Below are 20,234 nucleotides of genomic sequence, written 5' to 3' on the forward strand. Positions count from 1 at the left end.
TCTAGTGCATCTTTACGCCAGAAGGTGATCCCACTTGAAGGCAGGATGCTCTAGCGGGGAAATACAAAGGGAGGAGAACGAAATGCTGAAGAAACTGACCAGTGCCGCGCTTGCCGCATGTTTCGCATTGCCATCCTTGGCGATGGCGTCCGATCTCGACGGCCTGACGCCGCAGCAATTGCTGCCGCTCGCACAGAAGGAGGGGAGCGTCACCGTCTTCTCGCTGTCGAGCCGCATCGCCAAGATCGAAAAGGCCTTCGAGGAAGCCTATCCGGGCATCGACCTCATCGGCCTCGACATGAGCTCGACCAAGCAGATCGCCCGCATCGAGGCGGAACAGCAGGCCGGCGTGCATGCGGTCGACGTGCTCTATATCGCCGATACGCCTGTCGTGTTCACCAAGCTTCTGGAGGGAAAGCGGATCGTGAACTACGTGCCGCCGCGGGTCGCGAACGAACTGGAGGACCGCTACAAGGCGCCGCTTTTGACGCAGCGCCTCTCGACCAAGGTGCTGATGTACAACGAGAAGGCCTTTCCTGACGGTTCGCCCGTCAGCAATCTCTGGCAGCTCACCCAGCCGGAGTGGCAGGGAAGGGTGCTGATGGTCGATCCGAGCCAGCGTGGCGAACTGCTCGACCTCCTGACCGAGATCGCGCTACATCCGGACGAGATGGCAGCCGCCTACAAGGCCCATTTCGGCAAGGATATCGAAGTGGAAGGCGATCTCCAGGGTGCCGGCGAGCAGTTCATCAAGGACCTCTTCGCCAACGACCTGATCCTGGTTCCCAACAGCGACGTGCTCAACAAGTCGGTGGGCGACGTCAACGCCAAGAACCCGCCGGTCGGTTTCGGCACCTATTCCGACCGTCGCGACAACGCGAAGGAAGGCTGGGCGCTGCAGATCGCCAACAATGTCGAGCCGGCCAACGGCATCCTCTTTCCGGCGGTTCTGACGGTCGCCGACAAGGCGCCTCATCCGGCAGCCGCTCGTTTGCTGATCGACTTCATGTTCGGCGACGACACGCCGACCGGCGGGGCGGGCTTCGAGCCCTTCAACGTCCCCGGCGACTACGCAACCCGCAAGACCATCGCCCACCATCCGGACTCGGTGAAACTCGATGACTTGAAGGCCTGGACGATCGATCCGGCAAAGACGGCCGCCGCGCGCGGACGCATCGCCGACCTGATCATCACGCTCCAGTAACGGAAACCGTCTGTCGGCATGCTCTACACCGGGCGTGCCGACAGACGCCGAGGCCCTGACATGACATCCCTATCGATATCCGCACCATCGGGCAGCCGGCTGCTCCGATCGGGCTTCCTCCTGCCGGCACTTCTCGTCGCCATCGTCGCGATCCTGGTCGTCGCTCCGCTCTTGCGCATCCTCTTCACGACGCTGACGCCCGAGGGCATCGCGGCCTGGAAGGCGGTGCTTGCCAGCCCGCTCTCCGCCAATCTCTGGTGGCGACCGCTTCTCAACACCATGATCCTCGGCTTCAGCGTCGGTGCCGGCTGCCTGCTCATCGGCGGCTTCCTCGCCTGGCTCGTGGTTCTGACGGACGTCCCGGGCCGCCGTTTCCTCGGCCTGATGGCGTCGCTGCCCTACATGATCCCGAGCTTTGCCGCAGCCCTTGCCTGGGGCACGCTGTTTCGCAATTCGCGTCTCGGCGGTTCGGCCGGCTTCTTCGAGACCAGCGGCCTGGCCATTCCCGACTGGCTCGCCTGGGGTCTGATCCCGACGGCGATCGTGCTGATCGCGCACTATTATTCGCTCGCCTATACGATCATCGCCGCGGCCCTGAGTTCGGTCGGTGCCGATCTCGTCGAGGCAGGCCAGATGGCCGGCGCCAAGCGCCCGCGCATCTTCTTCGGCATCATCCTGCCGGTCGTCACGCCGGCGCTGATTGCGGCCGCATCGCTGACTTTCGCCGGGGCTGTCGCCAATTTCGCAGCCCCCGCCTTGCTCGGCCTCCCGGTGCGCATGCAGACGCTTTCCACGCGCCTCTTCGGCATGATCGAGACGGGCCAGAACGAACGCGGCTTCGTGCTTGCGCTGCTGCTCATTGCGGTCTCGGCGCTGTTCCTGTGGCTCTCCGATCGCATCGTCTCCGGCCGCAAGGCCTTCATCACCGTGACCGGCAAAGGCGGGCGGACCAAGCGCTTCCCGCTCGGCGCCTGGCGCTGGCCACTCTTTGCCATCGCCGTCGTCATCGGGCTTTTGACCACGGTGCTGCCGGTTCTCGTGCTGGCCGCATCGAGCCTGGCACCGCAAAGCGGCGCGCTGTTCTCCAATTGGACGCTGCATTTCTGGATCGGTGAAGGCGGCGGCGAGATGGCGCAGGGGCAGGCGGGGATCTTCCGCAATCCGGTGCTGATCGACGCCATCTGGAACACGATCCGTCTCGGGCTGGTCGTCGCCTTCACCACGATGCTGCTCGGTCTGGCGCTGGCCTATACCATCGTGCAGCGCCGCGGCAGCCTGCTTGCGACGCTGCTGAGCCAGCTCGCCTTCCTGCCGCTCCTGGTGCCGAGCATCGCCTTTGCCGCCGCGTATATCGCACTCTTCGGCGCGCCGATCGGGCCGTTGCCTTCGCTCTACGGCACTTTTGCGCTGCTGGTCATTGCGGCATCCGCGCACAATCTGCCCTTTGCCGTGCAGTCGGGGCGCTCGGTGCTCGGCCAGATCTCCGCCGACATCGAGGAAAGTGCAAGGCTGACCGGTGCGGGACTGAGCCGTCGCCTGTTCGCGATCATCTTTCCGCTCGCGATCCGGGGCCTCTTTGCCGGCGCGATCCTCGTCTTCGTCAAGATGGTGCGGGACCTCTCGCTGGTCGTGCTGCTGTTCACCGCCACCTCGCCGGTGCTGAGCATGGTCGCCTATCGCTATGCCGCGGAAGGCTTCATGCAGTTCGCCAATGCCATCACCCTCGTCATCCTCGTCGTCTGCCTGGCTGCCTCCTTCGTGGCCCACAGCCTGCAGAACCGTGTCCAGAAATGGAAAGCACCATGAATGCCTTAGCAACCGGCACCGCGGACGCCATCAAGATCCGCAGTCTCGTCAAACGCTTCGGCGCCTTTACCGCCGTCAAGGACGTCAACATCTCGGTACCAGCGGGGTCCTTCCTCGTGCTCGTCGGCCCCTCCGGCTGCGGCAAGTCGACCCTTCTGCGCATGCTGGCCGGGCTTGAAAGCCCGAGCGAGGGCGAAATCGCCTTCGTCGGGCAGACCGTGTCGAGCGGTGCGGGCGGCGTGATTGCCGACGCCGGCAAGCGCAATGCCGGGCTTGTGTTCCAGAGCTACGCACTCTGGCCGCACATGACGGTCGCCGGCAACATCGCCTGGCCGCTGAAGGTCGCCAGATGGCCGCGCGACAAGCGCGAGCAGCGTGTGCGGGAAGTGCTTTCGCTTCTCGGCATCGACATGCTGGCCGAACGGTATCCGGCCGAGATCTCCGGCGGCCAGCAGCAGCGCGTGGCGATCGCCCGCACGATCGCACCGCAGCCGAGCATCCTCCTGTTCGACGAGCCGCTGTCGAACCTCGACGCCAAGCTCCGGATCGAGATGCGCAGCGAGTTGATGCGCATCCACCGGGCGACCGGGGCGACATCGGTCTACGTCACCCACGACCAGGTCGAGGCGATGACCATGGCGACCCATGTCGCTGTGCTCAACAACGGCCGCGTCGAACAGTTTGGCAAACCGATCGACCTCCTGCGCAACCCGCAGACTACGTTCGTTGCGACGTTCCTCGGCACGCCGCCGGCAATCCTGATACCGGTGCACCGCGCCGGCGACGGCCTCGTCTTCGGCGATATGGTGCTCGCTCCGGCTTCCCTGGCCGCCGGCCGCGACGATGCGCAACTGCTCTACCGCGCCGAAGACGTGAGCGTCGGCGCGGTCGCAGGAGCGCCGTCGCTTACGGCCCGCTTTGCCGAAGCGGCCCCGATCGCGGGCCGAACCATGGTGACCGCCATGGTCGGCGAACTGCGCATCACTGCGATGGCCGACAGCTACTTCACCGCCACGCCGGGGGAGCCGATCCCCCTTTCCTTCATTCGCACACCCGATGCGGTTTTCGCCGCCACCGGAGAAAGGATCCAACAATGAGGCTCATCCTCATGCGCCACGGCGAGACCCAGTGGAACGCCGAACAACGCCTCCAGGGACAGGACAACTCGCTTCTGTCCGAGCGCGGGGTCGCGCAGGTCAGGCGCTTTCGCCCCTACGCCAAGGCGTTGAAGCCGGTTCGCATAATTGCCTCGGACCTCGGCCGCACCCGGCAGACGGTCGCCCTCATCGGTCACCCGGACGCACCGACCGACGAGCGCTTCCGTGAGCTGGACATGGGCGAATGGACGGGACGGCGCAAGCCGGACCTGATCGCCGAACGGCCGGAAGAATATGCCGCCTGGCGGGCCGGTACCTTCACGCCGGCCAATGGCGAGACCTGGGGCGCCTTCCGCGGCCGCGTGGCCGAAGGCGTGCACGACTGGATGTCCCGCACCGAAGGGGACCTGCTCGTCGTTGCCCATGGTGGGGTGGTGCGCGCCGCCTGCCACGAATTCCTCGACCTTCCGCCCTCACGCGTCGTTCCGGTGACGCCGGGCACGGCGACCATCCTGCATTTCCCGCGGCGCGGCAGCATGACCGCGCAGCTCGAGGGCTACAACATCGGATCTGTCGCACCCGACGATTTCGTCGCCGACTGAGACTTGCGGCGAGGGGCATGAGATGAACTCCGGAACATTGGTTATCCTGGAACTTCTGGGTGGCGTGGCGCTGCTTCTGTGGGGCGTTCGCATGGTGCGCACCGGCGTTATGCGCGGCTGGGGCGATCGGCTGCAGCGCTTTGTCGAAGAGCGCCTGTCGAACCGGCTTACCGCCTTCGGCGGCGGGGTCCTTGCGACCGCCGTGCTCGGCAGCGCCACGGCGATGGCGCTGATCGTTGCCGGGCTCGCGGGCGCAGGCGCGATTTCGGCCCAGACCGGGCTTGCCGTCCTGCTCGGGGCGGATATCGGCTCGGCGCTCGTCTCCGGCCTCCTTGCCTCCGGCTCGTCGCTGGCGGGCGTGCTCGCTCCGCTGTTTCTCCTGACCGGTTATGTCGCATTCAGCGTGTCCGGCGAATTCCGACCGCGAAACGCCGGCCGTATCCTGATGGGCCTCGGGCTGATGCTGATGGCGCTGAAGGTGATCGTGTCGGCGACGGCACCGCTGCGCGAAGCCACGCTCTTCCACGACGTCCTGGAGGCGGTCGCGACGGAACCGGTGCTCGCTTTCCTCGTCGGTGCGATGCTTGCCTGGCTGTTTCATTCGACGCTTGCCGTCATCCTGCTCGTCGCTTCGCTACTGATGAACGGCAGCCTCGAAGTCGCCGGCGCCGTCCCGCTCATCCTCGGGATCAATTTCGGTGGCGGCCTTCCGGCAGTCAGTGCCACGCTCGACCAACCGCCATCCGCCCGCAAGCTGCCGATCGCCAATCTTTTCTGCCGCGGTCTTCTGGCCGTGTCGCTGCTGCCCTTCGCGCGGCAGATCGTGGACATTGCCGGTCGTCTACCCACGGATCCGTTGCACGTCGCCGTCGGTCTTCACGTTGCCTTCAACCTAGTGGTTGCCGCCTTGTTCCTGCCGCTGTCGTCTTTCGTCGTCAGCCTTGTGGAGCGGTTGGTTCCACAGGCGCCGATCGCCGCCGATCCCCTGGCGTCCCCGCGTTATCTCGACAGCATGTCGCTGGAGACGCCGGCAATCGCGCTCAGCAATGCGACGACCGAAACGATCCGCATGAGCGAATTGCTGGAGCGCATGTTCCGGATGGCGCTTACATCGCTGCAGGCCGGCAGGCTCGAAAACCTGAAGGAACTGTTGCCCGTGGATGCGCGGCTCGGCAACTACATGGCCTCGGTGCACGCCTATCTCGGACATTTGACACAGGACGGTTTGCCGGCCGGAGAGACCAGCCGGGCCCAAGAGATCATGTTGTTTGCGAGCAATCTCGAACATGCGGGCGACGTCATCAAGCTGAGCCTCGCCGATCGCATTCGGGCAACGATAAAACAGGACATCCAGTTTTCGGCGAGCCAGCGCGCGGCGATCGAGGCGCTCTCCGAGGTGATCGTGGCCTCGTTGAGACTGCTGCCGGCGGCTCTCTCGTCCAGGGATGTTGCGGCCGCATCGCGGCTCGCGGCACAAAAGGACCGTTTTCGCGAACTCGAAGACGAAATCGTCCGGCGGCATCTTGGTGGCGAGCACGTGGAGACGGCGGCCGGTGCGAGAGACAATGCCCTCTTCATCGATCTCGTGCGCGACCTCCACCGGATCAATTCCGATATCGCAGCCGCCGGCTATCCGCTGGTGCAGGCGGCCGGCCTATTGAGCAGCAGCCGGATTATGAATGTAGGAGCGGTTGCCGTTGCGAGATAACGGCAACCGGTCGACCTGCTGGATCGATAGGCGACGGGTTCGCCGTCGCCTGCCGCGCGGCGCCGATCGATCCCGCGCCTAGAGCTTGGACGAGACTGCCGTCGCCGCCTCGCGAATGGTCTGTATCAGAAGCGAGAGGGCGAGCGTGGGTGCTGCGTCGGCGCGCATGGTCAGGCCAACAGGACCTTTCGTTTCGCTGGTGTCGATCGGCAGGATTGCGATCGTGCCGTCGTCGACATCGGCGGCGACGACGCCGGCGGAAATGATCCAGATCGCATCGCTCGCCCGCACGAAGGCGCGGCCGAAGGCGTCGGACACGGTCTCGATCTGGTTCGGCAGGCTGGCGATGCCGTTGGTGATCAGGAAGCGTTCGACGAAGGGGCGGATGATCGAGGCCCGTGTCGGCATCAGCACCGGGAAATCCGCAAGCCGCGCGAACGTCGAATGCGCACCGGCAAGCAGCGGATGCCCGGCCCTGACGGCAAAGACCACCTGTTCCGAATAAAGATGCTCGAAGGAAAAGCCGGTCATCTTTTCCGGCGCCGCAAGCCGCCCGACGACCAGATCGAGATCGCCGACGCGCAGCTGCTCGAGGAGGACTGCGTTCTCGCCGGTGACGATCTTGATGCGGGCGCCGGTCTCTTCCTTGAGAAACAGCGTCATGGCGTGCGGCATGATCCGCGTCGAGACCGTCGGCAACGCGCCGATGCGGACCGGGACGCCGTCGCCGGACCGCTCCTGCGAGACGGAATCGAGTCCCTGGCGAAGCGCCGTTAGCGCCGCACCGGCGTGACGCAGGAACACCTCGCCATAGCGGGTTATCTTGATGCCGCGCCCGTCGCGCTCGAAGACCGCGACGCCAAGCACCTCTTCGAGTTCGCGGATCGTCTTGGTCACGGCCGGCTGGCTGACATGCAGCAGCTCGGCCGCCTTCATCACGCTCTTCTGCCGGGAGACCTCGACAAATGTCTGTAGATGGCGAAACTTGACCCGGGCGTCGATCATGGAATTCATAACCCTCAAGTTAATGAAATGCCATGAAATATCATTTTACCTAACCAGATTAAATATCCAGTTTGGTGACGGAGGAGAGAGCCCGTGCAGTTTGCCCGTATCAACGACATCACGATCCACTATCAGGTGATCGGCGCCACCGGCGACCGGCCGGTGCTGGTTTTCGCCAATTCGCTCGGCACGGATTTTCGCATCTGGCGCGACGTCATCGTCCGGCTGGCCGGCGATTACGCCATCGTTCTCTACGACAAACGCGGCCACGGTCTCTCGGACATCGGCCCGGTGCCTTACGCGATCGAGGACCATGCCAACGACCTGGCCGGCCTGCTCGACATGCTCTCGGTCAAACAGGCGATCATCTGCGGCCTTTCGGTCGGCGGCCTGATTGCGCAGTCGCTCTACCAGCGGCGGGCGGATCTGGTGCGGGCGCTCGTCCTCTGCGACACGGCGCACAAGATCGGTACGGCCGAGACCTGGGCGGCACGCATCGCAGCGGTCGAGGAGAAGGGCATCGAGGCGATTGCCGACAGCGTGCTCGAGCGTTGGTTCACGCCCGCCTTTCGCCGCCCGGAAAACACTGACCTTTCCGGCTACCGCAACATGCTCGTCAGACAGCCGGTGACCGGTTACGTCGCCACCTGTGCCGCCATCCGTGATGCCGACTATACCGAGGCGGCTGCGCGCATCGCCGTGCCGACGCTTTGCGTCGTCGGCGATCAGGACGGCTCGACGCCGCCGGATGTCGTGCTGGCGACCGCCCGCCTCATTCCCGGTGCGCGCTACGAAGTCATCCGCGATGCCGGTCATATTCCCTGCGTCGAAAACCCGGAAGCCTTGACTGCGGTGCTTCGCGCCTTCTTCGAAATTGCAATGCATGGAGACAGGACCCATGAGTGACGCTTCTGCGCCCTCCGACCGCTATCGCCAGGGCATGGCCACACGCCGTGCGGTGCTCGGCGACAATCACGTGGATCGGACGCAGTCGGTTTCCACCGAATTCGACCGCCCCTTCCAGGAACTGATTACCGAAGCGGCGTGGGGCCATGTCTGGTCGCGGCCAACCTGGACGAAGCGCGAGCGCTCGATCGTGACGATCGCGTTGCTCGCCGCCCTCGGCCAGGACGACGAGGTCGCCATGCATGTGCGCGCGACCGCCAACACCGGCGCGACGCGCGAGGATATCTGCGAGGCTCTGCTGCACGTGGCGATCTATGCCGGCGTGCCGGCGGCCAATCATGCGATCAAGATCGCCAAGCAGGTCTTTGCCGAGATCGATGCCGGCAAGGCGGCCTGACGGGAGGAAGCGATGTCCGACAGAACCAACGGAAGACCGGAGACGGGCGCCTTTTTCGCGCGCGACCGTGGGTGGCACGCACCGGCGCTGACGCCGGGCTACAAGACCTCGGTGCTGCGCTCGCCGCAGAAGGCGCTGCTTTCGCTCGACGGGACGATTTCGGAAATCACCGGCCCGGTCTTCGGGCATTCGATCATCGGCGAACTCGACAACGACCTCATCCACAATTTCGCCAGGGCCGGTGAGAGTGCTATCGGCGAGCGCATCATCGTGCATGGCCGGGTGCTTGACGAGCGCGGCCGCGCCGTGCCCGGGGCGCTGCTCGAATTCTGGCAGGCCAATGCCGGAGGTCGCTACCGCCACAAGAAGGAAAGCTATCTCGCGCCGCTCGATCCTAATTTCGGCGGTTGTGGCCGCGCGATCACCGATGCGGAAGGGGGCTATGCTTTCCGCACGATCAAGCCCGGCCCCTATCCCTGGCCGAACGGCGTCAACGACTGGCGCCCGGCGCATATCCATTTCTCGGTCTTCGGCCACGGCTTCGCGCAGCGGCTGATCACCCAGATGTATTTCGAGGGCGATCCGATGATCTGGAAGTGTCCGATCGTCAACACCATCCCGGACCGGCAGGCGGTCGAACAATTGATCGCCCCGCTCGACTGGGCAAACACGATCCCCTTCGACGCGCGCGCCTACAAGTTCGACATCGTGCTGCGGGGGCGCCGCTCGACGCTGTTCGAGAACCGGATGGAGGGCAACTGATGGTTCAGCAACTCGGCTACCTCAAGGAGACGCCCTCGCAGACGGCCGGTCCCTATGTGCATATCGGACTCACCCCGAACTTTTGCGGCATTGGCGGCGTCTACGAGGCCGACCTCGGATCGCGGATGGTGAACGGCGAGACGCGTGGCGAGCGCATCACGATCACCGGACGGGTGATCGACGGCGCCGGCGCGCCGCTGAAGGACGCGCTCGTCGAGATCTGGCAGGCGGACGCCGCCGGGCTCTACAATTCGCCGACCGAGATACGCGGTTCTGCCGACGCCAACTTCGCCGGTTGGGGGCGCTGTTCAACCGGTGCCGACGACGGGGTCTTTTCCTTCGAGACGATCAAGCCTGGGCAGGTTCCCTACAGCCACGACCGGCAGATGGCACCCCACATCACCTTCTGGATCGTGGCGCGCGGCATTAATGTGGGGCTTCACACCCGGATGTATTTCCCGGACGAGGCGGAAGCCAACGCCGCCGACCCGCTGCTTGCGCGCATCGAGCATCGCCATCGCGTCGCCACGCTTGTCGCGACCGGAACGGCGCCTAATTATGTCTTCGACATTCACCTGCAGGGTGAGAAGGAAACCGTCTTCCTCGACATCTGAACAGGAATGTCACGCCTGGACACCGAGCGCCGCACGGTTGGCGCTTCGGGCAGCAGGTGGCATTTCGTTCGGCGAGCCGCATCCGCGACCAGAAACGGGGAAATCATGACCTATTCCGCCTTCGACCACCCTTATCTCTCCGGGTTGCTGGGGGATGAGGCGGTTGCCGCCGAGTTCTCGGCCTCCGCCGATATCCATGCGATGCTCGCCTTCGAGGCGGCGCTCGCGCGGGCCGAGGCCGTGCACGGCATCATCCCGGCCAAGGCTGCCGACCGGATCACCGAGGCCTGCCGTGCCTTCTCGCCCGATGTCAGTGCGCTGCGGCGGGCGGTGGCGGCCGATGGGGTGGTGGTTCCGGAACTCGTGCGGCAGTTGCGGGCGATCGTCGGCGGCGAGGCGGCGGACCATGTGCATTATGGCGCCACCAGCCAGGATGTCATCGACACCAGCCTGATGCTGCGGATGAAGGCGGTCGCCGAGCTTTTCGCCGTCCGGCTCGGCAGCATCGTCACGGTGCTCGAGGAGTGCGACAACGAATGGGGCGAGCGCATCCTTATGGGGCGCACCCGTATGCAGGCGGCGATCCCGATCACCGTGTCGGACCGGCTGCGCAGCTGGATCGAGCCGCTGCTCGATCACAAGGACCGGCTGGAAGCCATGGACCGCGATCTCTTCGCCGTTCAGTTCGGCGGTGCCGCCGGCACGCTGGAGAAGCTCGGGGACCGCGCAGACGACGTGCGCGCGACACTTGCCGAGGAGCTCGGCCTTGCCGACTTTCCGCAATGGCACAGCCAGCGCTCGGAGGTGGCGGATTTCGCCAACGCGCTGTCGCTGATCACAGGCAGCCTCGGCAAGTTCGGTCAGGACGTCGCCTTGATGGCGCAGCAGGGCGACGAGATCGAACTTGCGGGCGGCGGCGGCTCGTCGGCCATGCCGCACAAGCAGAACCCGGTGGCAGCCGAGGTTCTGGTGGCGCTCGCGCGGTTCAACGCGACCCAGCTTTCCGGCATGCACCATGCGCTGGTCCACGAGCAGGAACGCTCCGGCGCCGCCTGGACACTGGAATGGCTGGTCATGCCGCAGATGGCCGGTGCGACGGCGGCGGCGCTTCGTCTGGCTGGCGAACTCGTCGGCAATATTCGCAGGCTCGGCCGCGCCTGAGCGGGCTCGCGGCCGGTTCCTTCAGCGGGCCGCGCGCAACATCGAACGGTAGCGCACCTGGCTGTTCTTGAGGTGCTGTCGCATGGCGCTGCGTGCCCCGTCTTCGTCTCCATCCTGGATGGCGATGAGGATGGCCTCGTGCTCCGCGATCAATCGCGACAGTTCAGCCGACGCCAGAACGGTTTCCTCGCCGCTCTCTGAAACCGCGCGCCGGGGGATGAGCGCCGTGCCCAGCATCTGGAGGAACTCGCTGAAGCGCGGGTTGTTCGTTGCCTGGGCGATTGCCAGATGGAAGTTGAAATCGGCCTCCGCCGTTGGCCGTCCCTCCGCTGCACTGGCGCAGAAGCTGTCGAAGGCTTCGGCGATCTTTTCTTCCTGGGCCGGTGAGCGGCGAAGGGCGGCAAGCGCTGCGGCATCGCCCTCGACGGCGGTTCGCAACTCCAGCATCTCAATCAGCGAGGAGACGCGCGCAAGATCGATGCCGTGGAACGGCAGAGGGGTCGAAGGTGCAGGTTCCAGCACGAAAACGCCGATGCCATGCCGCGCTTCGACAAGCCCGCCGGAGCGCAGTGCCGCGATCGCTTCGCGCACCACTGTGCGGCTCACGCCGAACTCCTGGGTCAGTTGCGCTTCCGAAGGCAGGCGGTCCCCCGGCTTGTAATGCCCGGTGCCGATCTGGCCGCTGAGGGCGTCCGTCACCTTGGCCACCAGCGTCTTGCCTTGAGGGGCGGGTGTGTCGGGGGCGGTGACGTTGCTCATGGGTTTGGCCGTTTCTGCGACTTGGATGTTGTGTGTCTGGATACGCCATTGCCGATCGAGGGCGCAATCCATGGCTGGCTGCAATGCGCCGGAACCAGGGGCGATGTCTCAATAAATCGGATCATCGACGAAGGCGCCGCCCTGATAACGCACGAGACTATCTCCTGGCTGCGGTTTGGGGGTGTTTTCAGCGATCTTCTGACGGAACACCTCGGCATTGTCCTTCGGGCGCCAGCCGAGCCAGGAAACATGCGAATTGTCCCACCAGCCGGCGTCGTTGGCCGATGCGCCCCAGATGAGCGGGCAACCGAGAACCGGCACACGGAAGACGGCCTCGACGAGCGATACGAAGTCTTGATGGGAAAGCCAGGTGGAGAGCATGCGGTAGTTGACGGGCTCGGGTAGGCAGGAGCCGATGCGGACCAGGGCAGTCTCCTGGCCGAACTTCTCGAAATACATGCGCGCCAGCGCTTCGCCGAAGCACTTCGATACGCCGTAGAGCCCGTCGGGCCGATAGGGCGCGTTCGGGCCGAGCCGTTCGCCTTGCGGATAGTAGCCGATCGTGTGGTTGGTGCTGGCAAAGAGGATGCGCGGCCTGTTGTGGGCGCGCGCCGCCTCATAGAGATTGTAGAGGCCGAGAATGTTGCCGTCGAGGATTTCCGAGAAGGGGCGTTCGACCGAGATGCCGCCCAGATGCACGATCGCGTCACAGCCGGCGACAAGCTCGTCGACGGCGCCGCGGTCTGCCAGGTCGCACTGAACGCATTCCTCGTTTTCACCCGGCGGATCGAGCGGTGCGCGGTCTGACAGGCGGATCGTCCTTGCCACCGGGGCCAGCATTTGGCGCATGACGCGGCCCAACTGGCCCGCTGCGCCGGTGATCAGAAGTCGTTCCATCGCCTGTCCTCCTTCACGCCGGCGCCAACGCTCTCGGCGAGTGCTAACCTGCATGTCATATGATGACCGCTAACATATAATATATCTATATTGCAACGCTCATCGGGGCAGGTGTTCGCTCGTTCGTTCGAGAGTCACGCGGAATTGCGCGTCGAGCCAAGTTCTTCCTCGGTCAGTGGTCGAGGGAAATCTCGATATCTCATATGATGACTTGTATTATGACATATTGACATGCGTGTGATGACTTGCTTAGTAGGTCTTGTCGAGTTTGAGGGAGGGCCCGCACGAAATGACCCCTGAGCAAATCAAGGCCGCACTTGGATCGGGCCTGCTTTCGTTCCCGGTGACGCATTTCGATGCGGAGGGTCGTTTTGCGCCCGACAGCTACCGGGCGCATGTCGAGTGGCTGGCCGGCTACAAGGCGCCGGTGCTGTTTGCCGCCGGCGGCACGGGCGAGTTCTTCTCGCTGAAGCCGGACGAGATCCCCGGCATCGTCCGGGCGGCCAAGGATGTTGCCGGCGACACGGCGATCGTATCGGGCTGCGGCTATGGCACCGAGATGGCGGTCGAGATCGCCCGCTCGGTCGAGCGCGTCGGCGCCGACGGCATCCTGCTTCTGCCGCATTATCTGATCGATGCGCCGCAGGAAGGGCTTTACGCCCATGTGAAGACGATCTGCCAGTCGGTCGGCATCGGCGTCATGGTCTATAACCGCGACAACGCGGTGTTGCAGGCCGACACGCTGGCGCGGCTCTGCGACGAATGCCCGAACCTGATCGGCTTCAAGGATGGCACCGGCGATATCGGGCTGGTGCGCCAGGTCACCGCCAAGATGGGCGACCGGCTGATGTATCTCGGCGGCATGCCGACGGCGGAACTGTTTGCCGAGGCCTATCTCGGTGCCGGCTTCACCACCTATTCCTCGGCCGTCTTCAACTTCGTGCCGGGCCTTGCCAATGAGTTCTATGCCGCGCTTCGCGCCGGCGAGCGCGCCACCTGCGAGCGCATCCTCAACGAGTTCTTCTATCCGTTCATGGCCATCCGCAACCGCGCCAAGGGCTATGCTGTCTCGGCGATCAAGGCCGGCGTGCGGCTGCAGGGTTTTGATGCCGGTCCGGTGCGTGCGCCGCTGAAAGACCTGACCGAGGAGGAAGTCGCCATGCTCGACGCGCTCATCGGTGCGAACAAGCGTCGGAAATGAGCGTATTGCGAGGATAGCCCATGAAGATCGTCGCCGTCCGTACCCATCTTCTCGAACATCGGCTGGCCGTACCGTTCGAAAGCGCCTCCATGCGTTTTGACCGTCGCGCCCATGTGCTGGTCGAGATCGAATGCGACGACGGCACGATCGGTTGGGGCGAATGCCTCGGGCCGGCGCGGCCGAACGCGGCGGTGGTGGCCGCCTATACGCCCTGGCTGATCGGCCAGGACCCGCGCCAGACGGAAAAGCTCTGGGCGATCCTCTACAATGCGCTGCGCGATCAAGGCCAGCGCGGGCTTGCGATCACGGCGCTGTCCGGCATCGACATCGCGCTCTGGGACATCAAGGGCAAACACTATCGTGCCTCCGTCTCCATGCTGCTTGGCGGGCGCTGGCGCGAGAGCGTGCGGGCCTATGCGACCGGCAGTTTCAAGCGCGACGGCGTCGACCGGGTTTCCGACAATGCGCTGGAGATGGCGGAGCGCCGGGCGCAAGGGTTCCACGCCTGCAAGATCAAGATCGGCTTTGGCATCGACGAAGACCTGCGGGTCATCCGGGCGGTGCGCGAGGCGATCGGCGACGAGATGCGGCTGATGATCGACGCCAATCACGGCTATACCGTCACCGAGGCGATCCGGCTTGGCAGGGCGGCCGCCGACTACGATATCGACTGGTTCGAGGAGCCGGTCGTACCGGAACAGCTTTCCGCCTATCGCGAGGTCAGGGCGGGCCAGCCGATCCCGGTTGCCGGCGGCGAGACCTGGCACACGCGCTACGGCATGTGGCCGGTGATCGAAAGCCGCGCCGTCGATATCCTGCAGCCGGACCTCTGCGGCTGTGGCGGTTTTTCCGAAATGGCGAAGATCGCAAGCCTTGCGACGCTTCACGGCGTGCGCATCGTGCCGCATGTCTGGGGCACCGGCGTGCACATCGCCGCCGCACTACAGTTCATGGCGGCGATGACGCCGGATCCGGTGCGGGTGAGCCCGATCGAGCCGATCCTGGAGTTCGACCGGACGGAAAACCCGTTCCGCCAGGCGGTGCTGAAGACGCCGATCGAGGCGGTGGGCGGTGTCGTTGCCATTCCCGACGCACCCGGCCTTGGCATCGAGATCGACCGCGACGCACTCGCCCAGTTCAAGATGCCCGAGAGCGCACAATGATCGAGCGAACCCTGACCGGCCGCCCGCCTGAACCGCGCCAGCCGAAGGGCACGGTCGACGCGCAGATGCACATGTATCTCCCGGGGTTTCCGTCGCTTGCCGGAGGGCCGCCCTTGCCGGCCGAGCCGTTGCCGGATGCTGCGGCCTACCGCCAGGTCATGGACTGGCTAGGCATAAACAGGGTGATCATCACCCAGGGCAACGCCCATCAGAAGGACAACGCCAACCTGCTCGCTTGCCTCGCCGAAATGGGCGATGTCGCCCGCGGTGTCGCCGTCATCGACGAAACCACGTCGGACGTGGATATGGGCGCGCTTAGCGAAGCGGGTGTTGTCGGCGCCCGTATCATGGATCTGCCTGGTGGGGCGGTGGGGCTCGATGCATTGGAGGCGGTCGATGCGCGGGCATATGCCGCGGACTGGATGATCGCCGTACAGTTCGACGGCAACCGGCTGCTCGACCATCTGCCGCGGCTGGCGCGCATCCGCTCGCGCTGGGTGTTCGATCATCACGGCAAGTTCTTCGCCGGTGTCGATCCGGATGGGCCGGAGATTGCGGCTCTCTTGACGCTGATCGATCGCGGCAATGTCTGGTTCAAGTTCGCCGGCGTCTACGAGAGTTCGCGCGACGGGTGGCCCTATGAGGATGTGGCCGCCGTCTCCAGGAAGATTGCCGCGCATGCGCCGGAGCGGATCGTCTGGGGCTCGAACTGGCCGCACAACATGATCCGCAAGACGGAAGACTATCCCGACGATGCGCGGCTGGCAGACCTCGTGCTCGGCTGGCTTGCCGACGACCGGGCCAGACATCTGGCCCTCGTCGAGAACCCGGAACGCTTGTTCAAGCTGCCGGCCTTCGCCGCGACGTAGTTGCCGCGGGTGCTGGGAGGCGCCCGTGGAACCCATGACATGAGGATTTCGCATGCCGGCCCGGATGGGCGGAAACTCGGTCTTGGGAGAGGCCGAAGCACGACTAGAGGAGGAGGAAAACATGAAGAAAATTGCAAGCATGCTTTGCGTCGCCATGGGGCTGGCGTTTGCCGGCACAGCGGCGCAGGCGCAGGAAATCACCCTGCGTTCGGCCGACATCCATCCGGATGGCTACCCGACCGTCGATGCGGTCAAATACATGGGGCAACTGCTCTCCGAGCGCACCAACGGCCGCATCAAGATCGAGGTCATGAACAACGGCGTGCTCGGCGGCGAAAAGGACACGATCGAGCAGACCCGCTTCGGCGTCATCGACATGAACCGGGTCAACGCGGCACCGTTCAACAACCTCGTCAAGGAGACGATGGTGCTGGGCATGCCGTTCCTGTTCCGCTCGACGGAGCATATGCACAAGACCGTCGACGGTCCGATCGGCGACGAGATCCTGGCCGCCTTCGAGCCGCACGGGCTGATCGGTCTTGCCTTCTACGATAGCGGCGCGCGCTCCTTCTACACGACCAAGAAGCCGATCGAGAAACTCGCCGACCTCAAGGGCCTGAAGATCCGCGTGCAGCAGTCCGATCTCTGGATCGCGATGATGCAGGCCTTCGGCGCCAATCCGACGCCGATGCCGATGGGCGAGGTCTATTCTTCGCTCGAGACGGGCGTCGTCGATGGTGCCGAGAACAATTGGCCGTCCTACGAATCCGCCCGTCATTTCGAAGTGGCCAAGAATTACTCGCTGACCGAACACTCCCTCAATCCGGAAATCCTCGTCATTTCCAAGATGAGCTGGGACAAGCTTTCCCCTGAAGACCAGACACTGCTCCGCCAGGCGGCCAAGGACAGTGTCGGCAAGATGCGCGAGCTTTGGAGCGCGCGCGAAAAGGCTTCCGAGGAGAAGGTTCGCGCTGCCGGTGCGAACGTGATCAAGGTCAACAAGGAGGAGTTCGCAGCCGCCATGGGGCCGGTCTACGACCAGTTCGTCAGCGACCCGAAGCTGAAAGACCTTCTCGAAAGGGTGAAGGCGGTCAAGTGACAGCGGTGAGGCCGGCTCCGGGATCGGGGCCGGCCTTCGCAACTGTTCACCGGATCGCCCTTGCGGAGGAGGAAGACACATGCGTCGTTTCATGCGGACGATACGTCCGTTTCTAGGCGCGCTGAGCCGCGCTTCGCTCTACATCGCCGGCATCGGCATGGTCGCAATGACCCTGATCGTCGGCTGGCAGGTCTTTGCCCGCTATATCCTGAACGACTCGCCGAGTTGGTCGGAGCCCTTGGCTCTCCATCTCATGGCCTGGTTCATCATGCTCGGTGCTGCCGTCGGCGTGCGCGAAAGCGTGCATCTCGGCCTCGATGTCGTCCGACACGTGATGAAGCCCTCGGTGCAGCTGGCCATGGATCTGGCGAGCCTCGGGCTGATCGTCGTCTTCGGGCTGGCGATGGCCTACTACGGCCTGCTCCTTTCGGCCGGCACCTGGACGGCGACCATTCCGGTCCTCGGATGGCCAGGCGGCGTCGACTTTTTCCCGCTCATCGTCGGCGGCGCAATGATCGCCCTTTTTGCGGCGGAGCGCTTTCTCGACCAGTTTCTCGGTGTCGAACTCGCGGCCGATGTCGTCGTGCAGGAGATGGCCTGAATGGCTTACACTATCCTCTTCGGGGTCTTTACCCTCCTGATGCTCATCGGCATGCCGATCGCCTTCTGCCTCGGCATCGCTTCGTTCGCGACCGTGCTCTATCTCGGCCTGCCGCCGGTGGTGGTGTTCCAGCAGCTGAATTCGGGCATGAACGTCTTTGCCATGATGGCAATCCCGTTCTTCATCTTTGCCGGCGACTTGATGGTGCGCGGCGGCATCGCCAACCGGCTGATCCAGTTTGCCGCCGGGCTCGTCGGCCACCTGCGCGGCGGCCTCGGCCAGGTCAACATCGTGGCCTCGACGCTTTTCGGCGGCATTTCCGGCTCGGCGGTCGCCGACGCCTCGGCGGTCGGCGGCCTGATGATCCCGCAGATGGCCAAGCGCGGCTATGACCGCGACTATGCCGTCAACGTCACGGTCAATGCGGCGATCATCGCGCTGATGGTTCCGCCGTCGCACAACATGATCCTCTATTCGATCGCCGCCGGCGGCAATGTTTCGGTCGCCGATCTCTTTACCGCCGGCATCATCCCGGGGCTCTTGCTCGCGCTTGCACTGATGGTGACGGCCTATGTCGTTGCCAGGCGCCGGGGCTATCCGTCCGAACCGTTTCCGGGCTTTGCCAAGGTCTTCTACTACCTGCTCGCCTCGTTCCCCGGCATCGTCTTGATCGGCATCATCTTCGGCGGCGTGCGCTCCGGCGTCTTCACTGCCACGGAAAGCTCGTGCATTGCCGTGCTTTATGCCTTCCTCGTCGCCATGCTGGTCTATCGCGAACTCAACTGGGCCGGCTTCGTCGAAGCGGTGATGGGGGCGGTGCGCACGACGGCCATGGTGCTGCTCGTTATCGGCATGGCGGCGTCCTTCGGCTGGCTGATGGCCTTTCTGCAGGTGCAGGCACTGATGATCAGCGCCATCGGCGCGATCTCGGAAAACCCGATCATCGTGCTGCTCGTCATCAACATCATCCTTTTGATCCTCGGCACCTTCATGGACATGGCGCCGATGGTGATCATCTGCACGCCGGTGCTGTTGCCCGTGGTCAAGGCCTTCGGCATCGATCCGGTGCATTTCGGGGTAGTGATGATCCTGAACGCCGGCATCGGACTCAACACGCCGCCGGTTGGAACCGTGCTCTTCGTCGGCTGCGCTGTCGGCGGGATTACCATTCGCGAAGCGATGCGCACGATCTGGCCGTTCTTCGGCGCCAGCATCGCGGTGCTGATGGCGGTCACCTACATTCCGGCGCTGTCACTCTGGCTGCCCTCGGTCTTCCGGTGAACTGATCGCTGGCGATACCTCTAGGCTCGGCATGGCCTGCCGGGCCTCCATCCTAATCGAGGGCCGGCTATTCGTTTCCGTTGGCGGCGAGACACTGGCGCTCGAGGCGTTTCAGGAAGACGCCGATTTCCTTTGCCGCCTGCAGATCGCCCTTCCGCTCGGCGACCGTACGGCCCTCGCGCCAGACCGCAATCGCCTCCTGGTGGCGGCCGAGCTTGAGGAGGATCGCGCCGCGCAGCTTCCATGCTGCCGAATAGTCCGGATCGAAGGCGAGCGCCCGCTCGACATGGGCCAAGGCCGTATCTAAGTCCGCCTCCTGGAGGCAGATGCTGCCGAGCGTGAAGCGTAAAAGGGCGTCGTCCTTGCCGTCCTGTAAGAGCTTTTCGAGCACTTGCCGCATGGCTTCCTCCTCGGCGATCGCCGGTTCAAGCCGCAGGCTTGCTTGGGCTCAGGGGCGCATGCCCATTGCTCGCCAGCGTCGGCAGCGATCTCGTCCTGTCGAGAGACTGATACCGGCGGCGGCCCCAGATCAAGGGGTCGGCATGGGCAGACGTCTCGGTTGCGACAATTGTTCCCACGAACAGCATATGGTCGCCCACCTCGACCGAAGCGCTGAGCAGGCAGTCGAGCGTAGCAGCCGCGCCGAGCAGCCTTGGCCGTCCGCTCGGCCAGTCCGCCCAGATGCCGACGAGATAGCGCTTCGATGCTTCGATCTTGCCGGCAAAGGCATCTGCGATCAGTTCCTGGCCCTCAGCCAGCATGGCAAGCGAAAACCCCCGCTCGGCGGCAATCAGCGCGGCAAGCGGACTGTCCGCCTTGATCGAAACGACGATCGAGGGCGGGTTGGCGGAGAGCGAGAAGGTTGCCGTCACCGTCCGGCCAAGACTGTCGGCACCCTTGCCGGCGCTCGCCACGCAGACGGTCGCGGCGAGATGCGACAGGGTATCGGCGAACTCCGGTTTCGACACGGCGAGGGCCGCATGGGCGTCGATGGCAAGGGAGGGCGGAGATGTCTGGCGCATGGGGCTTCTTCCAAGATGAAATAGCCCGTGGCGGCGGGGAGACGCCACGGGATTTGCAGAAGCCTGAGCTCAAGGCGGGG

21 protein-coding genes are annotated in these 20,234 nt (G+C 64.6%); 16 read left to right on the forward strand and 5 right to left on the reverse strand.

The features are described 5' to 3' along the window. Window positions 1–82 precede the first annotated feature (82 nt). The 5 genes from JVX98_RS06800 to JVX98_RS06820 are packed head-to-tail and all read left to right on the forward strand — an operon-like array spanning window position 83 to window position 6,417. Window positions 83–1,204: an ABC transporter substrate-binding protein gene (locus JVX98_RS06800; protein ID WP_205236254.1), complete on the forward strand. Its 1,122-nt coding sequence runs from the start codon at window positions 83–85 to the stop codon at window positions 1,202–1,204. A 60-nt stretch (window positions 1,205–1,264) separates the two neighbouring features. Then, window positions 1,265–3,010, forward strand: coding sequence for an iron ABC transporter permease (locus tag JVX98_RS06805; RefSeq protein WP_205236255.1), 1,746 nt, complete (start codon window positions 1,265–1,267; stop codon window positions 3,008–3,010). Continuing rightward, entirely contained in the window at window positions 3,007–4,107 is a 1,101-nt protein-coding gene (locus JVX98_RS06810; RefSeq protein WP_205236256.1) for an ABC transporter ATP-binding protein, read from the forward strand. The genes JVX98_RS06805 and JVX98_RS06810 overlap by 4 nt, the downstream gene beginning before the upstream one ends. Then, the gene (locus JVX98_RS06815) at window positions 4,104–4,709 is read left to right on the forward strand and encodes a histidine phosphatase family protein (RefSeq protein ID WP_034801808.1); all 606 of its coding nucleotides are present in this window, start codon (window positions 4,104–4,106) and stop codon (window positions 4,707–4,709) included. The genes JVX98_RS06810 and JVX98_RS06815 overlap by 4 nt, the downstream gene beginning before the upstream one ends. A 22-nt stretch (window positions 4,710–4,731) precedes the next feature. Then, on the forward strand, window positions 4,732–6,417 hold the full coding sequence (locus JVX98_RS06820; RefSeq protein WP_205236257.1) for a Na/Pi cotransporter family protein: 1,686 nt from the start codon (window positions 4,732–4,734) through the stop codon (window positions 6,415–6,417). Between the two features lie 78 nt (window positions 6,418–6,495). Here JVX98_RS06820 and pcaQ read toward each other — a convergent pair whose 3' ends face one another. Further along, on the reverse strand, window positions 6,496–7,422 hold the full coding sequence (gene pcaQ / locus JVX98_RS06825) for a pca operon transcription factor PcaQ (protein ID WP_205236258.1): 927 nt from the start codon (window positions 7,420–7,422) through the stop codon (window positions 6,496–6,498). 93 nt (window positions 7,423–7,515) lie between these two features. Between pcaQ and pcaD the strand changes: the two genes are divergently transcribed. The 5 genes from pcaD (at window position 7,516) to JVX98_RS06850 (ending at window position 11,262) form a co-directional block, all read left to right on the forward strand. Beyond that, window positions 7,516–8,328, forward strand: coding sequence for a 3-oxoadipate enol-lactonase (gene pcaD, locus JVX98_RS06830; protein ID WP_205236259.1), 813 nt, complete (start codon window positions 7,516–7,518; stop codon window positions 8,326–8,328). After that, window positions 8,321–8,725 (forward strand): 4-carboxymuconolactone decarboxylase, encoded by a 405-nt coding sequence (gene pcaC / locus JVX98_RS06835; RefSeq protein WP_205236260.1) that lies wholly within the window; start codon window positions 8,321–8,323, stop codon window positions 8,723–8,725. Before pcaD ends, pcaC begins: the two co-directional genes overlap by 8 nt. Window positions 8,726–8,737: 12 nt before the next feature. Next, window positions 8,738–9,487 (forward strand): protocatechuate 3,4-dioxygenase subunit beta, encoded by a 750-nt coding sequence (gene pcaH / locus JVX98_RS06840; protein ID WP_205236261.1) that lies wholly within the window; start codon window positions 8,738–8,740, stop codon window positions 9,485–9,487. Beyond that, on the forward strand, window positions 9,487–10,101 hold the full coding sequence (gene pcaG, locus JVX98_RS06845) for a protocatechuate 3,4-dioxygenase subunit alpha (RefSeq protein ID WP_192450468.1): 615 nt from the start codon (window positions 9,487–9,489) through the stop codon (window positions 10,099–10,101). Before pcaH ends, pcaG begins: the two co-directional genes overlap by 1 nt. 105 nt (window positions 10,102–10,206) lie before the next feature. Then, window positions 10,207–11,262: a 3-carboxy-cis,cis-muconate cycloisomerase gene (locus tag JVX98_RS06850; RefSeq protein ID WP_205236262.1), complete on the forward strand. Its 1,056-nt coding sequence runs from the start codon at window positions 10,207–10,209 to the stop codon at window positions 11,260–11,262. A gap of 21 nt (window positions 11,263–11,283) precedes the next feature. Here the strand turns inward: JVX98_RS06850 and JVX98_RS06855 are convergent, their stop codons facing one another. Then, on the reverse strand, window positions 11,284–12,021 hold the full coding sequence (locus JVX98_RS06855; RefSeq protein ID WP_043614941.1) for a FadR/GntR family transcriptional regulator: 738 nt from the start codon (window positions 12,019–12,021) through the stop codon (window positions 11,284–11,286). Between the two features lie 108 nt (window positions 12,022–12,129). Beyond that, window positions 12,130–12,918, reverse strand: a complete 789-nt coding sequence (locus tag JVX98_RS06860) for an NAD(P)-dependent oxidoreductase (RefSeq protein WP_205236263.1) — start codon at window positions 12,916–12,918, stop codon at window positions 12,130–12,132. A gap of 289 nt (window positions 12,919–13,207) precedes the next feature. Between JVX98_RS06860 and kdgD the strand changes: the two genes are divergently transcribed. The 6 genes from kdgD to JVX98_RS06890 all read left to right on the forward strand — a co-directional run bounded on the left by kdgD (window position 13,208) and on the right by JVX98_RS06890 (window position 19,132). After that, entirely contained in the window at window positions 13,208–14,119 is a 912-nt protein-coding gene (gene kdgD, locus JVX98_RS06865) for a 5-dehydro-4-deoxyglucarate dehydratase (protein ID WP_205236264.1), read from the forward strand. 20 nt (window positions 14,120–14,139) lie between these two features. Continuing rightward, window positions 14,140–15,282 carry a mandelate racemase/muconate lactonizing enzyme family protein gene (locus JVX98_RS06870; protein ID WP_205236265.1) on the forward strand — a complete coding sequence of 381 codons (1,143 nt, stop codon included), beginning with the start codon at window positions 14,140–14,142 and terminating at the stop codon, window positions 15,280–15,282. Then, entirely contained in the window at window positions 15,279–16,151 is an 873-nt protein-coding gene (locus JVX98_RS06875) for an amidohydrolase family protein (RefSeq protein ID WP_246764820.1), read from the forward strand. Before JVX98_RS06870 ends, JVX98_RS06875 begins: the two co-directional genes overlap by 4 nt. Before the next feature lie 121 nt (window positions 16,152–16,272). Beyond that, window positions 16,273–17,250 (forward strand): TRAP transporter substrate-binding protein, encoded by a 978-nt coding sequence (locus JVX98_RS06880; protein WP_043614729.1) that lies wholly within the window; start codon window positions 16,273–16,275, stop codon window positions 17,248–17,250. Window positions 17,251–17,329: 79 nt separating this feature from the next. Continuing rightward, the gene (locus tag JVX98_RS06885; protein ID WP_192450474.1) at window positions 17,330–17,851 is read left to right on the forward strand and encodes a TRAP transporter small permease; all 522 of its coding nucleotides are present in this window, start codon (window positions 17,330–17,332) and stop codon (window positions 17,849–17,851) included. Further along, window positions 17,852–19,132, forward strand: coding sequence for a TRAP transporter large permease (locus tag JVX98_RS06890; RefSeq protein WP_205236266.1), 1,281 nt, complete (start codon window positions 17,852–17,854; stop codon window positions 19,130–19,132). A 67-nt stretch (window positions 19,133–19,199) separates the two neighbouring features. Here the strand turns inward: JVX98_RS06890 and JVX98_RS06895 are convergent, their stop codons facing one another. Continuing rightward, window positions 19,200–19,532, reverse strand: coding sequence for a tetratricopeptide repeat protein (locus JVX98_RS06895; RefSeq protein WP_192450476.1), 333 nt, complete (start codon window positions 19,530–19,532; stop codon window positions 19,200–19,202). A gap of 25 nt (window positions 19,533–19,557) precedes the next feature. Then, window positions 19,558–20,154: a flavin reductase family protein gene (locus tag JVX98_RS06900; RefSeq protein ID WP_205236267.1), complete on the reverse strand. Its 597-nt coding sequence runs from the start codon at window positions 20,152–20,154 to the stop codon at window positions 19,558–19,560. Window positions 20,155–20,234: the final 80 nt, after the last annotated feature.

Origin of the sequence: Ensifer sp. PDNC004, assembly GCF_016919405.1 — a bacterium.
Classification (GTDB): domain Bacteria; phylum Pseudomonadota; class Alphaproteobacteria; order Rhizobiales; family Rhizobiaceae; genus Ensifer.

Excerpts from the sequence above, each read along its gene's own strand:
- JVX98_RS06800 (WP_205236254.1), top strand. The coding sequence starts at position 83 with ATGCTGAAGAAACTGACCAGTGCCGCGCTTGCCGCATGTTTCGCATTG.
- JVX98_RS06805 (WP_205236255.1), top strand. The coding sequence starts at position 1,265 with ATGACATCCCTATCGATATCCGCACCATCGGGCAGCCGGCTGCTCCGA.
- JVX98_RS06810 (WP_205236256.1), top strand. The coding sequence starts at position 3,007 with ATGAATGCCTTAGCAACCGGCACCGCGGACGCCATCAAGATCCGCAGT.
- JVX98_RS06815 (WP_034801808.1), top strand. The coding sequence starts at position 4,104 with ATGAGGCTCATCCTCATGCGCCACGGCGAGACCCAGTGGAACGCCGAA.
- JVX98_RS06820 (WP_205236257.1), top strand. The coding sequence starts at position 4,732 with ATGAACTCCGGAACATTGGTTATCCTGGAACTTCTGGGTGGCGTGGCG.
- pcaQ (WP_205236258.1), bottom strand. The coding sequence starts at position 7,422 with ATGATCGACGCCCGGGTCAAGTTTCGCCATCTACAGACATTTGTCGAG.
- pcaC (WP_205236260.1), top strand. The coding sequence starts at position 8,321 with ATGAGTGACGCTTCTGCGCCCTCCGACCGCTATCGCCAGGGCATGGCC.
- pcaH (WP_205236261.1), top strand. The coding sequence starts at position 8,738 with ATGTCCGACAGAACCAACGGAAGACCGGAGACGGGCGCCTTTTTCGCG.
- pcaG (WP_192450468.1), top strand. The coding sequence starts at position 9,487 with ATGGTTCAGCAACTCGGCTACCTCAAGGAGACGCCCTCGCAGACGGCC.
- JVX98_RS06850 (WP_205236262.1), top strand. The coding sequence starts at position 10,207 with ATGACCTATTCCGCCTTCGACCACCCTTATCTCTCCGGGTTGCTGGGG.
- JVX98_RS06855 (WP_043614941.1), bottom strand. The coding sequence starts at position 12,021 with ATGAGCAACGTCACCGCCCCCGACACACCCGCCCCTCAAGGCAAGACG.
- JVX98_RS06860 (WP_205236263.1), bottom strand. The coding sequence starts at position 12,918 with ATGGAACGACTTCTGATCACCGGCGCAGCGGGCCAGTTGGGCCGCGTC.
- kdgD (WP_205236264.1), top strand. The coding sequence starts at position 13,208 with ATGACCCCTGAGCAAATCAAGGCCGCACTTGGATCGGGCCTGCTTTCG.
- JVX98_RS06870 (WP_205236265.1), top strand. The coding sequence starts at position 14,140 with ATGAAGATCGTCGCCGTCCGTACCCATCTTCTCGAACATCGGCTGGCC.
- JVX98_RS06875 (WP_246764820.1), top strand. The coding sequence starts at position 15,279 with ATGATCGAGCGAACCCTGACCGGCCGCCCGCCTGAACCGCGCCAGCCG.
- JVX98_RS06880 (WP_043614729.1), top strand. The coding sequence starts at position 16,273 with ATGAAGAAAATTGCAAGCATGCTTTGCGTCGCCATGGGGCTGGCGTTT.
- JVX98_RS06885 (WP_192450474.1), top strand. The coding sequence starts at position 17,330 with ATGCGTCGTTTCATGCGGACGATACGTCCGTTTCTAGGCGCGCTGAGC.
- JVX98_RS06890 (WP_205236266.1), top strand. The coding sequence starts at position 17,852 with ATGGCTTACACTATCCTCTTCGGGGTCTTTACCCTCCTGATGCTCATC.
- JVX98_RS06895 (WP_192450476.1), bottom strand. The coding sequence starts at position 19,532 with ATGCGGCAAGTGCTCGAAAAGCTCTTACAGGACGGCAAGGACGACGCC.
- JVX98_RS06900 (WP_205236267.1), bottom strand. The coding sequence starts at position 20,154 with ATGCGCCAGACATCTCCGCCCTCCCTTGCCATCGACGCCCATGCGGCC.